An 11,765-nucleotide genomic window follows, 5' to 3' on the forward strand; every position below is an offset into this window, starting at 1 on the left:
TGCGGACCCTGCCGCGGCCCGGCGTCTTGCCGCGCTGCGCGACGCGATCGAGGCCGGGGCCGGCCTGCCCGTCATCGGCGCCGGCGCGCCGCGCCTGCCGAATACCTCCTGCCTGCTGCTGCCCGGTGCCCCCGCCGAGACGCAGGTGATTGCGCTGGATCTGGCAGGGCTTCGCGTTTCCTCCGGCTCGGCCTGTTCTTCCGGCAAGGTGGCCGCCAGCCATGTGCTGCTGGCCATGGGCGTAGCGCCGGAGCAGGCGGGCTGCGCCATCCGAGTCTCCTTGCCCTGGAACGCGCCGGATGATGCGGCGGAGCGTTTCCTGGAAGTCCATGCCGCCATGCGCGGACGGCTTGCCCGTCGCGCCGCGTGACCTTTGAACCGGCTGGCCGGCGCGCCAGATAGCAAGATCATGGCCATCAGCAACCGCCCCGTTTATCTCGACAACCACGCGACCACGCCACTGGACCCGCGCGTGCTGGCGGCCATGCGCCCGTGGTGGGAAGAGAATTTCGCGAATCCCCACAGTGTCGAGCACATCCTTGGCCGCGCCGCGGAGGGAGCCGTGGAAGCTGCCCGGAGCGAGGTCGCGGCATTGGTGGGGGCAGAGGCGCGGGAGATCGTCTTCACCTCCGGCGCCACCGAGTCCAACAACCTCGCCATCAAGGGCGCTGCCCGCTTCGCCGCCGCGCAGGGCGACCCGCGCCGCCGCATCATCACCGTGGCGACCGAGCATAAATGCGTGCTGGAGAGCGTGCGGGACCTGGCCAGCGAGGGCTTTGAGCCTGTGGTGCTGGCGGTGGGGCCGGATGGGCTCCTGGCACCGGATGCGCTGCGGGAGGCCCTGCGGGTGCCGACGCTGCTGGTCTCCGTAATGGCCGTGAACAACGAGATCGGCGTGGTGCAGGACCTGCCTGCCCTGGCCGCCATCGCCAAGGAAGCGGGCGCCTTGTTCCATACCGACGCAGCCCAGAGCGCCGGTCGGGTGGCTTTGGATGTGGGGACACTGCCGGCGGACCTGATCTCCATCTCCGGTCACAAGATCTATGGCCCTAAGGGTGTGGGCGCGCTTTTCGTGCGGCGCCGCCCACGCGTGCGGCTGCAGCCGCTGTTCTCGGGGGGCGGGCAGGAGCGGGGGCTGCGCTCCGGCACCCTGCCTGCGCCGCTGCTGGTGGGGTTGGGTGAGGCCGCGAGGCTGGCGAAGGCCGAGCGGGAGCCGGATGCCACCCGCATCGCCGCGCAGCGAGACCGCCTCTGGGCTGCCTTGCAGCGGGAAGTGCCGGGTGTGGCGCTGAATGGCGCTATGGGCCCGCGTGTGCCTGGCAACCTGAACATCGCCTTTCCCGGCGGCGTGGCGGCACAGGCGCTGATGGCTGCCTCGGCAGAGGAACTCTGTGTTTCCACCGGTTCGGCCTGTTCCTCGGCCGAAGTGGAGCCCTCCTATGTGCTGCGCGCGATCGGCGTCCCGGACGCGGTGGCAAGGTCGAGCTTGCGGATCGGCATCGGACGCTTTACCTCGCCCGCCGATGTGGACCTCGCCGCCGCTGCCCTGGGCCGCGCCTGGCGGCAGGCCCGATCCGTAACCCAAGACGCGGCGGAGTAGAAAAACGGCGATGCCGAAGATGACCTTCATCGAGCGTGACGGCACCCGTCGCGAGGTCGAGGCCCCGCTGGGCCTTTCCGTGCTGGAGATCGCGCACCGTCACGGCGTGGACATCGAGGGCGCCTGCGAGGGCAGCCTGGCCTGCTCCACCTGCCACGTGATCGTCGATTCCTCCTGGTTCCCCAAGCTGGCGGAGCCGACCGAGGATGAGGAAGACATGCTCGACCTCGCCTTCGATCTGCAGGAGACCTCGCGCCTGGGCTGCCAGCTCATCATGACTGATGAACTGGACGGCCTGGTGGTGAAGCTGCCAGCCGGCAGCCGACACGCCTGACATGACATTCGCCTCCCCCTACGGTGCGGCGGGTGGGCTGACGCATCGTTTGCGGGAGGCCTGCCTGGATCGTTGGGATGCCTATTGCTGGCATCCCTTTGTGCAGGGACTGGCCGAGGGCACGCTGCCCCTGGCTGCCTTCCAGCGCTACCTGGTGCAGGACTGGCTCTTCCTGATCCAGTTCGCGCGCGCCAAGGCCCTGGCGGCCTTCAAGGCGGAAAGCCTGCTGGCACTGCGCAGCGAGGCCACGGGCCTCAATGCCTTGCTGGCCGAGATGCAGATCCACCTGCGCTATTGCGCCGAGTGGGGCCTGACCGAAGCCGATGTGCTGGCCCAGCCCGAGGCCCCTGAGACGGTGTCCTATACCCGCTGGGTGCTGGACCGCGGCATGGCCGGGGATATCCTGGACCTCGAAGTGGCGCTGGCGCCTTGCATGATCGGCTATGGCGAGATCGCCCTGCGCATCAATGCGCATCCAGGGCGTCGGCGCGATGGCAATCCTTATGAAAGCTGGATCGAGACCTACGCCGCGCCGGACTATCAGTCTGTCGCCAGCGCGGCCGCCGAGAGGCTGGATGCCCTGGGCGTGAGCCATGGCGGGGAAGCGCGCTTCGCCTCCCTCTGCGCCACCTTCGGGGAAGCGGCACGGCTGGAGGCCGCCTTCTGGCAGATGGGACTGGAGGCCGGCCGATGAGGATTCTGGTGGCCATGTCCGGCGGCGTGGATTCCTCCGTCGTCGCTGGGCTGCTGAAGGAGCAGGGGCACGAGGTCATCGGCGCCACGCTGCAGCTCTACGACCATGGCGAGGCGGTGCAGAAGAAGGGCGCCTGCTGCGCCGGCCAGGATATCCATGACGCGCGCGATGTCGCGGACCGGCTGGACATCCCGCATTACGTGCTGGACCGCGAAAGCCGCTTCCGCCGCGCCGTGATCGAGGACTTCGCCGATGCCTATGCGCGCGGCGAGACCCCGGTGCCCTGCATCCGCTGCAACCAGACCGTGAAGTTCACCGACCTGGTGGACCTGGCCAAGGACCTGGGCGCCGAGGCTTTGGCGACCGGCCATTACGTGCGCCGCGTCGATGGCCCCGATGGGCCGGAGCTGCGGCGCGCGGTGGACCCGACGCGGGACCAGTCCTACTTCCTTTTCGCCACGACGCGGGAGCAGCTCGCCTTCAGCCACTTCCCGCTGGGCGGCTTCGCTTCCAAGGCGGAAGTGCGGGCGGAGGCGCAGCGGCTGGGGCTGATCGTGGCCGCGAAGCCGGACAGCCAGGACATCTGCTTCGTGCCGCGTGGCAATTACCACGAGGTCGTGGCCGGCATCCGGCCGGAAGCCGTGCAGCCGGGCCAGATCGAGCATGTCGACGGCCGTGTGCTCGGCACGCACCAGGGCATCGCCCGCTTCACCGTGGGGCAGGGGCGTGGCCTGGGCATGGCCTCCCGCGATGGCGAGGAGCCTCTGTACGTTGCCGCGCTGGACGCACCGCGCCGCCGCGTCGTGGTGGGCCCGCGCAGTGCCCTGGCGGTGCCGGAGGTGCGGGTGGGCGAGGTGAACTGGCTTATCGCCCCGCCAGAGGCTCCCATGGCCTGCGAGGTGAAGCTGCGTGCCCGGGAGGTGCCGCAGCCCGCCACGGTGTTCTGGGACGCTTCCAGCGCCACCATGCGCGTGCTGTTGCAGGCGCCGGCGATTGCCGCCCCGGGCCAGGGCTGCGTGCTGTATGATGGCGATCGCGTTTTAGGCGGCGGCTTCATCAAGGGCACGGCCGAGGCAGTTGACAGGGGCCACAAGGCAGCCTAATTCGCCGCCCACACGAGACGCTACGGCGCCTCGCTGAATGGTTCGGTGGTGTAGCTCAGCTGGTTAGAGCACGGCACTCATAATGCCGGGGTCGGCGGTTCAAGTCCGCCCACCACTACCATATTCTCCGCCCTACAATCCGGCGTTCGGCAAAGGCCGCATCCCTCGCGGGTCCTCCGGTGGGTTCATGGCCGGCACGCCCAGCGGCTGGCCGCGCGTTCGGTGCCATTCGTGCAGGGCCCAGCGGGCGGAGGGGAAGGCAATCTCCTCCCAGGGGATGTCCTCCCAGGCGAAAACCCGCACCTCCAGGCTTTCCGGCCCGGCAGCCCAGCCCGGCTCCGCCAGCCGCGCCCGGAACAGCACCTGCACCTGCCCGATCCGCGCGATGGAATAGATGGCCAGGATACCTTCCGGCTGGATACGCGCCTGCGCTTCCTCCCAGGCCTCGCGAGCTGCGGCTTCCTCCACCGTCTCGCCCAGCTCCATGTATCCGGCTGGCAGCGTCCAGAAGCCCGCACGGGGCTCGATGGCGCGGCGGCAGAGCAGCACCCCGCCTTCCACCTCCACCACCGCGCCAGCGATGATCTTGGGGTTCTCGTAGGCGATGAAGCCGCACTCGGTGCAGGTCAGCCGTTCGTGCTCGTCACCGGGCGGGCGGATGCGCTGGAAGCGGTCGGACATGCAGCCAGCCTGCGGCCGGTAGAGCGAGGCCGCAAGAGGTTCAGCACCAGTCCAGCGGCTCGGGATACTCCGCGCGCAGGAAGCAGAGGCCATCCGGCGGTGCGGTCTGGCCGGCGCGGGTCCGGTTGCGGCCATCCAAGATCTGTCGCGGCCAGGAGACCGGGCGGCGCCCCAGCCCGACTTCCACCAGCGTGCCCACCATGTTGCGGACCTGGTGATGCAGGAAGGAGCGGGCGGCGGTGTGGATCACCACCTCATCGCCAAAGCGGCTGACATCCAGCCGGTCCAGCGTACGCAGCGCGTCCTTGGCTTGGCAGGCGGCCGCGCGATAGGCGGAGAAGTCGTGCTTCCCCAGCAGCATCTGCGCGGCTTCGTGCATCGCCGCCGCGTCCAGCGGCTGCGGCACATGCCAGACGCGGCCGATCTCCAGCGCCGGGCGCGGGCGGCGGTTGAGAATGCGGTAGCGGTAGGCACGGCCGCGCGCGGAAAAGCGCGCCGACCATTCCTCCGGCGGCCGGGCGACGCTTATGACCGAGACCGGGTGAGGGCGGCTGCGGGTGTTCAGTGCTTCCCGCACACGCTCCGGCGGCAGGTCGGCCTGCAACTCGATGCCCACCACCTGGCCCTCGGCATGCACGCCCGCGTCGGTACGGCCGGAGGCGACGGTCTCGGGCAGCGCGCCACCATTCAGGGGCGCGGCCGCTTCCTCCAGCACCTGCTGCACGGAGAGGCCATTGGTCTGCCGCTGCCAGCCCACGAAGGGCGTGCCGTCATATTCGACCAGAAGGGCGTAGCGCGGCATTCAGTCCAGCACGGTGCCGGGCGGCAGGGGATAGCCGCGCAGGAAAGCATCGGCCGGCATGGCGCCGCGCCCGGCCCTTTGCAGGCGCGTCAGGCGCAGCACGCCGTTGCCGCAGGCAATGCGGGGCATGCCATCCAGCACGGTGCCTGGGGCGGCGTTGGAGTCGCCAGGCTCGGGTTCAGCGGCCAGAAGGCGGATCACATCCTCCCCGTGGCGGAAGAAGGTGCCAGGCCAGGGGTTCAGGGCCCGCACGCGGCGGTCCAGCGCGGCGGCATCCTGAGTCCAGTCCAGGCGCCCATCCTCCTTGCCCAGCTTGGGAGCGTAGGTCACGCCCTCCTCCGGCTGGGGCACGGGGGGCGGGTTCTCTTCCAAGGCGCGCAGCACCAGCGGCCCGCCCAGGGCGGCCAGAGCGTCATGCAGCTCCGGGGTCGTGGTGCGGGGCCCGATCGGCACGCTGTCCCGCAGCAGCATGGGGCCGGTGTCCAGGCCTTCCTCCATGCGCATGATGGTGATGCCGCTTTCGGTATCGCCCGCCAGGATGGCGGCCTGGATCGGCCCGGCGCCACGCCAGCGCGGCAGCAACGAGGCATGGATGTTCAGGCAGCCCTGGCGCGGTGCCTCCAGCATCGCCGGCGGCAGGATCAGTCCATAGGCGGCCACAACGGCGACATCCAGATCCAGCGCCGCGAAGGCTTCATGCTCAGCGGTATCCTTACGGACACGGGCTGGCGTCCGCACCGGCAGGCCGAGTTCCAGCGCCGCCCGATGCACGGGGCAGGGAGCTTCCTTCTGCCCGCGCCCGGCCGGGCGGGGCGGCTGGCAATAGACCGCCGCGATCTCATGCCCGGCCTCATGCAGCGCCCGCAGCGCCGGCACGGAGAAGTCCGGGCTGCCCATGAAGGCCAGGCGCAGGCGGGTCATGCCTCGTCCCGCGCCTTGTTCTTCAGTTCCTTGGCCAGCTTGCGCAGCAGCATGTTCCGCTTCAGCGCCGAGATGTGGTCCACGAAGAGCACGCCATCCAGATGGTCCAGCTCATGCTGGATGCAGGTGGCCAGCAGGTCCTCCGCCTCCATTTCCTTGCGGCTGCCGTCCAGCGCCAGCCAGCGCAGCTTGATGCGCGCGGGGCGTGTCACGTCGGCATACTGGTTCGGCAGGGAAAGGCAGCCTTCCTCCCGCGTCGCCAGCTCGCTGCTCTCGGCCACGATCTCCGGGTTGATCAGGACCATAGGATCCTGCTTGTCGTCCTTCTGGATGTCCACCACCGCCATGCGCAGCATCACGCCCACCTGCGGGGCGGCCAGGCCGATGCCCGGGGCCTTGTACATGGTGGCCAGCATGCGCGGCGCGAGTTCCCGCACCGTATCGAGGTCCGCGTTGGAGACGGGGCGCGCCTTGGTGCGCAGGCGCTTGTCGGGGACCAGAAGGATGGGCAGCAGGGATTCGTCGGACATGGAGGGCTGCTGTAGCCGGGTGCAGCCCCGCCCCGCAACTGCCGTATCCCCTTGCAAATCGGGCGGAAGGGAACAAGATTTCCTTCGCGGCGGAGTGCTTCGGGCTTCGCTGTCGTCTCGCTCTCGGATGAGGAGGCTTTGCCTGCCATGTCACGCTCGTCGCTGTTCGGTTCGCCCCTGTTTCTAGGCTTCGATCATCTGGAACAGATGCTCGATCGCGTGGCGAAGAATTCTGATGGCTATCCGCCCTATAATATCGAGCAGACCGGCGATAACCGCCTGCGCATCACGCTGGCCGTGGCCGGCTTCAGCATGGACGACCTGCAGCTGACGCAGGAAGACAACCAGCTGGTCGTGCGCGGCAAGCAGAAGGACGACGGCGAGGGCCGCATCTTCCTGCACCGCGGCATCGCTGCCCGGCAGTTCCAGCGCGCTTTCGTGCTGGCGGAGGGAATCGATGTCGAGGGTGCCTGGCTGGACAACGGCCTGCTGCATATCGACCTCAAGCGCCCGCAGCCTGAGGTGCGGGTGAAGTCGATCCGCATTGGCATGCGGGGCACGCAGGGTGGTCGGCCGCTGGTGCATGGTTCGGCAGCGGACGAAGAGCCGGTATCCTGAGAGCTTCTGGCGCTCCGGCTTTACCGGAGTGCAAACCTGCTGGCTCTGGCGCGTTGGCTTATCAGAGCGACGCCTGACAGAGCTTCACCTACGGCGCGGCACTTGCCGGCCGTCAGCCGGGCCTCGGCGAGGCCGGCAACAGGAGTCACAACGATGAACAAGGACAGCACGACCCGTCCCTTCGCCGCCGCCGACGCGCTGCGGCAGTTGGCGCCCGCCGAATGGGCCCGCTTCGGGGCGGAGCAGATCGCCTATATCCGGCCGGTGGTCGTGGATGGCGCCCAGATCGTCGCGATCTATTCCGCCGATGGCACGCAGATCGGCGCGGCGCCGGACGCCTCGCTGGCCACCGCCGCCATTCTCCAGCACGAGATGGTGCCGCTGCTGGTGCACTGAGCCCACTGCTGCCCCGGCCGGCCTTCCCGGCCGGGAGACGCTTTGGCAGGCTCAGCTTTCGCGTGGCAGGTCACCCAGCGTCACCCGCAAGTCCAATGTCGCCGCGTTACGCCGTGCCGCCGGTTTCAGTGCCAGGCCCGGGGGGCATGGTCAGCCACCTACCGCGCCGCTGTCCGCTCCCAGGTTGACACCACTGGGCTACGCCGCGGCTGCCTGGCACCGGCCTTTCCACTCTCTTCCTTCGGCCTGAGTTCGATGCCCATCCAGCCTCGCCGCGCGGCGCCATGGTGGCGCAACTGGGCCACCACCTTAGCGGCAAGCTGGTCCGGAATGGCGAAGCCGATGTCCATGGAAACGCCGGAAGGCGAGACAAGGGCGGTATTCACCCAAACCGCCTGCCCGTCCATGCCGAAGAGCGCTGGAGCAGGGTGCGCTTAAGCCTGTTCCATAATGAATTACGGTGGGGAAATAGCTCCTGTTACAATTCCCCGCAGGAAGCGCGCTCCAGACGGTTGCCCTTTGCCGCGCATGCCGCTAGATAGCGCCCCGCCAGCCGACGTAGCTCAGCGGTAGAGCAACTGATTCGTAATCAGTAGGTCCCCGGTTCAATCCCGGGCGTCGGCACCATCCTCCCTATCAAGAAGCTGATGTGTTGGTATTCCGCGACTGTCGGCGGAAGCTGCAATCCCGCATCTCCAGCATGAATCGCAAAGATGGCGGCCGCCGCACTCTTGCCAGAGGGATGCTTCCGGCGGCAGGTCGGGCCGGACAGAAGCGAAGGTTCCTTTGATGCGGATGAACTGGATGCGCGGCAGGCGCTTCGGCAACATGGGCGACCTCTTCGGTCCCATCATCGTTGCGGCGCATACCGGGCAACCGGTGCAGTTCACGCCCAGTACCTCGCTGCGGCAGCGGCTGATCTCGGTGGGCACCATCGGCCAGAAGCAGCGGCTGGGGCGCGTGGATGTCTGGGGCGCCGGATTCGGCGGCGCCCAGGAATCAGGCTTCGCGGTGCCGAGAGGCTTCAGGCACCCGCATTTCACCCGTTTCATGCCCCATGCCCTGCGTGGCCCCTTCAGTGCAGCCCTTCTGCGCGAGAGCGGCTATGCCGTGCCGGATGTCTATGGCGACCCCGCCATGCTGCTGCCACGCCTCTGGTCTGGGGAGGGCATCGCCAAGCGTTGGGAGCTAGGCGTGGTGATCCACCTCAGCGAGATCGAGCAGCGCAGCCCCACCGCCGGCGCACGTCCTGACTTCCTTCGCTATGCGATACCCGAGACGCTACGGGGCGCGGTGACCGTGATCAACACGGTGGTCGACCGGGGTGTGGAGCCGGTGCGCCAGCGCGTTGAGGAGATCCTGGCCTGCCGGCGCATCCTCAGCACCAGCCTGCATGCGCTGGTAGTGGCGGAGGCCTATGGCATCCCCTGCGCCGGATTCGACATCCACGCTGGCAAGCCAGGCCGATTCCACGCCGCCGACCACGCCGTGCCTATCGACCATCGCATGCGGGACTTCTATGCCGGAGTCGGCCAGCCGGAAGTGCTGCTCTACCGCCAGGAGCGGCACCTGCAGACGGATTGGGAAGATGCCTGCCGCTTCATCGACCGGCACTGGCAGCCCTTGTCCTACAACGCGTCGCGGCTGCTCGAAGCCTTCCCGCGCCACCTCGGCACGCCCGAGGCCGTGCCAGGGCAGGAGGCCATGCGGCGCCTCTCCACCCTGGCGCCACTGGACCAGGCCTGAGGCCAGCAGGAACCTGCTGCGGGGCAATTTGCGAGTCATTCGCATTGCACATGCGTCTCAATCGGGCCATAAGCCACCGACGCCCATAACCGCCCCCAGGAGTAGCGATGCGCCATTTCCTGTCCGCCCTGGCTGCCGCCGGCTTGGCCGTGGCCGCCGGCACCGCGCTGCCCGCCGCCGCGCAGGACGCGCAGCGCATCTCCATTGAACTGAACCGGCTGGAGCCGCAGGGCGGCAATTGCCGTGTCTGGATGGTGGCGCGCAACCCCACATCCGAGGCCATCGACCCCTTGAGGTTGGACCTGTTGATGTTCGGCAAGGACGGTGTCATCGCCCGCCGCCTCGCGCTCGATATCGGACCGCTGCCGGAAACCAAGACCCAGGCGCGCATCTTCGATCTGGCCGGCCAGGCCTGCGACAGCATCGGCTCGGTGCTGCTGAACGACGTGCTGGCCTGTGGCCCCACCCCGGAAGGCCGGGCCGCCTGCCTGCCCCGGATCGCCCTTTCGTCGCGTGTGAGCGGCGTGTCTTTCGATAAGTAAGGAGGTCGCGATGAACCCGACCGATCCCGCCGCCATCGACCCCTCCACCGCCGTCGATGCCGCCGTCGCGGCGGTGCATGCGGGGCCAGACCTCTCCATGCTGGGCCTGTTCCTGCAAGCCGATTGGGTGGTGAAGGGCGTGATGATCGCCCTGGTGCTGGCCTCGGTGGTCTGCTGGGCGATCGTGATCGAGAAAGCGGTGCTCTTCTCCCGCCTGTCCCGCCAGATCCGGCAGCTTGTCGCTGCGGCGGCGCCCGGTGCCGGCGCCGTTGCCGCCGCCACGCCGCAGGGCGAGGAACTGGCCGCCCAGGTGCTGCGTGCCGGCGCGCGGGAATGGCGCGAGGGCCGCGACCCGCATGAAAGCCGTGGTGAATACCGCCACCGGATCGAACACGCGATGCGCAGCGCCATCAGCGCGCGGCTGCGCCGTGCCGAACCGGGCCTGCCCTTCCTGGCGACCACAGGCGCCGTGGGCCCCTTCATCGGCCTTTTCGGCACGGTCTGGGGCATCATGAACAGTTTTGCCGGCATTGCGCGCAGCAACGACACCAGCCTCGCGGTGGTCGCCCCTGGTATCGCCGAGGCGCTCTTCGCCACGGCCATCGGTCTGGTGGCCGCCATCCCGGCCGTGATGGCCTATAACCGCCTGATGGTGCGGCTGGGCCGGCTGCGCCAGGAAGCGAATGGCGCGGCCTCTGAACTCGCCTCCAACCTGTCCCGCCGCCCGCCGGGGGTGGCGCAGGGTGCCATGCCGGTGCAGGCCCGCGCCCACGCGGCGGCGGAGTAACCCGCCATGGCTTTCTCCGGCATGGGCCTCGCCCAGGATGACGACGACACCGCCCTGCCTATGGCGGACATGAACGTCACGCCGTTGGTGGACGTCATGCTGGTGTTGCTGATCATCTTCATGGTCGCGGCACCAATGATGGTGGTGGGCGTGCCGGTGGAACTGCCCAAGACTGCCGCCCCGCGTGCGGCGGCACCGAAGCCGCCGGTGGTGCTGACCGTGACGGCCGAGGGTAAGGTCTTCCTGGCGAAGGAAGAGATCCCGGCGGCCGACCTTCCCGCTCGCTTGGCCGACCTGCACAAGAACGACCCTGAGGCGCCGGTCTATGTCCGTGGCGACCGTACCGCGCCTTATGGGGAGGTGCTGCGCGTCATGGGTCGTGTGACCCAGGCCGGCATCACCAAGGTCTCGCTGATCGCCGAGGTTGAGCCGAACGCCCCGGTCGTGCAGGCCCGTTGAGCTGAGAGCCGCCATGACCACTATTGCCTTGCCGGGCGAGGGCCAAGGCTCGCGCTACCGCATCCTAGGCTGGGGCGCTTCCGCCCTGTTGCATGGCGGCGCGCTGGCCTTCTTCCTCTACGGCCTGCCGCATTCCACCATGCCGCCGCCGGCACCCGAGATTATTCCGCTGGAAATGGCGGCCGCGCCCAGCGCGCCGCAGATGGAGGCATCCGAGGCCACCCCGGCGATGGAGGAAGCGCAAGCCGTTGCGCCGCAGGCCACCACGGCCGCCCAGGTGCCGCCACCACCACTGGCCGTGACGGCCCCGGAAGCAGCGACCCCCGTCGAGCCTCCGCCGGACACAATGGCCGCCACGCCGCCAGAGGCTGTGGAGCCGCCGCCTGTCGAAGCGGCTCCGACCCCGCCGATGGAAACTCTTCAGGCCGTGGAGCCGGAGCCGCAGCGCCCGCCCGAACCGGACGTGGTGCCGCTGGAAGCTGCGGACATTCCGCCGCCGCCCCCGGCGCCGCCGCCGCCACCCGTGCAGGCTCGCCCGCCGGCCCCGACCCC

14 protein-coding genes, 2 tRNA genes and 2 pseudogenes are annotated in these 11,765 nt (G+C 69.0%); 14 read left to right on the forward strand and 4 right to left on the reverse strand.

From position 1 onward, the window contains the following. The 6 genes and pseudogenes from IBL25_RS20845 to IBL25_RS20870 form a co-directional block, all read left to right on the forward strand. Positions 1-370, forward strand: a pseudogene (locus tag IBL25_RS20845) (cysteine desulfurase); the annotation flags it as partial. Between the two features lie 39 nt (positions 371-409). Next, a complete protein-coding gene (locus IBL25_RS20850) occupies positions 410-1,600 on the forward strand; it encodes a cysteine desulfurase family protein (RefSeq protein WP_187780431.1) in 1,191 nt (396 codons plus the stop codon). Positions 1,601-1,610: 10 nt separating this feature from the next. Beyond that, positions 1,611-1,934, forward strand: coding sequence for a ferredoxin family 2Fe-2S iron-sulfur cluster binding protein (locus tag IBL25_RS20855; RefSeq protein ID WP_187780432.1), 324 nt, complete (start codon positions 1,611-1,613; stop codon positions 1,932-1,934). A gap of 1 nt (position 1,935) precedes the next feature. After that, positions 1,936-2,628, forward strand: a complete 693-nt coding sequence (locus tag IBL25_RS20860) for a TenA family protein (protein ID WP_187780433.1) — start codon at positions 1,936-1,938, stop codon at positions 2,626-2,628. After that, the gene (mnmA, locus tag IBL25_RS20865) at positions 2,625-3,731 is read left to right on the forward strand and encodes a tRNA 2-thiouridine(34) synthase MnmA (protein ID WP_187780434.1); all 1,107 of its coding nucleotides are present in this window, start codon (positions 2,625-2,627) and stop codon (positions 3,729-3,731) included. The genes IBL25_RS20860 and mnmA overlap by 4 nt, the downstream gene beginning before the upstream one ends. A 44-nt stretch (positions 3,732-3,775) precedes the next feature. After that, positions 3,776-3,852, forward strand: a tRNA-Met gene (locus IBL25_RS20870). 11 nt (positions 3,853-3,863) lie between these two features. Here the strand turns inward: IBL25_RS20870 and IBL25_RS20875 are convergent. The 4 genes from IBL25_RS20875 to def are packed head-to-tail and all read right to left on the reverse strand — an operon-like array spanning position 3,864 to position 6,665. Next, positions 3,864-4,412 (reverse strand): NUDIX hydrolase, encoded by a 549-nt coding sequence (locus IBL25_RS20875; RefSeq protein ID WP_187780435.1) that lies wholly within the window; start codon positions 4,410-4,412, stop codon positions 3,864-3,866. Positions 4,413-4,452: 40 nt separating this feature from the next. After that, positions 4,453-5,214, reverse strand: coding sequence for a tRNA pseudouridine(38-40) synthase TruA (gene truA / locus IBL25_RS20880; protein WP_187780436.1), 762 nt, complete (start codon positions 5,212-5,214; stop codon positions 4,453-4,455). Further along, complete coding sequence (gene fmt, locus IBL25_RS20885; protein WP_187780445.1) at positions 5,215-6,126, reverse strand: methionyl-tRNA formyltransferase; 912 nt, start codon at positions 6,124-6,126, stop codon at positions 5,215-5,217. It abuts the gene before it with no gap. 5 nt (positions 6,127-6,131) lie between these two features. Beyond that, positions 6,132-6,665 carry a peptide deformylase gene (gene def, locus IBL25_RS20890; RefSeq protein WP_187780437.1) on the reverse strand — a complete coding sequence of 178 codons (534 nt, stop codon included), beginning with the start codon at positions 6,663-6,665 and terminating at the stop codon, positions 6,132-6,134. Positions 6,666-6,812: 147 nt separating this feature from the next. Between def and IBL25_RS20895 the strand changes: the two genes are divergently transcribed. From IBL25_RS20895 to IBL25_RS20935, 8 genes and pseudogenes are all read left to right on the forward strand, one after another. After that, the gene (locus tag IBL25_RS20895; protein WP_187780438.1) at positions 6,813-7,283 is read left to right on the forward strand and encodes an Hsp20 family protein; all 471 of its coding nucleotides are present in this window, start codon (positions 6,813-6,815) and stop codon (positions 7,281-7,283) included. 153 nt (positions 7,284-7,436) lie between these two features. Beyond that, positions 7,437-7,679, forward strand: a complete 243-nt coding sequence (locus tag IBL25_RS20900) for a hypothetical protein (RefSeq protein ID WP_187780439.1) — start codon at positions 7,437-7,439, stop codon at positions 7,677-7,679. Between the two features lie 552 nt (positions 7,680-8,231). Beyond that, positions 8,232-8,306, forward strand: a tRNA-Thr gene (locus IBL25_RS20910). Positions 8,307-8,483: 177 nt separating this feature from the next. Further along, positions 8,484-9,425 (forward strand): polysaccharide pyruvyl transferase family protein, encoded by a 942-nt coding sequence (locus IBL25_RS20915; RefSeq protein WP_187780441.1) that lies wholly within the window; start codon positions 8,484-8,486, stop codon positions 9,423-9,425. A gap of 107 nt (positions 9,426-9,532) precedes the next feature. Continuing rightward, complete coding sequence (locus tag IBL25_RS20920) at positions 9,533-9,967, forward strand: Tat pathway signal protein (protein ID WP_187780442.1); 435 nt, start codon at positions 9,533-9,535, stop codon at positions 9,965-9,967. A 10-nt stretch (positions 9,968-9,977) separates the two neighbouring features. After that, the gene (locus IBL25_RS20925) at positions 9,978-10,754 is read left to right on the forward strand and encodes a MotA/TolQ/ExbB proton channel family protein (protein ID WP_187780443.1); all 777 of its coding nucleotides are present in this window, start codon (positions 9,978-9,980) and stop codon (positions 10,752-10,754) included. A 6-nt stretch (positions 10,755-10,760) separates the two neighbouring features. Continuing rightward, positions 10,761-11,213 (forward strand): ExbD/TolR family protein, encoded by a 453-nt coding sequence (locus tag IBL25_RS20930; protein WP_187780444.1) that lies wholly within the window; start codon positions 10,761-10,763, stop codon positions 11,211-11,213. A 13-nt stretch (positions 11,214-11,226) separates the two neighbouring features. Next, positions 11,227-11,765: pseudogene (locus tag IBL25_RS20935) on the forward strand (hypothetical protein); the annotation flags it as partial.

This window comes from Pseudoroseomonas ludipueritiae (genome assembly GCF_014490445.1).
Taxonomy (GTDB): domain Bacteria; phylum Pseudomonadota; class Alphaproteobacteria; order Acetobacterales; family Acetobacteraceae; genus Pseudoroseomonas; species Pseudoroseomonas ludipueritiae.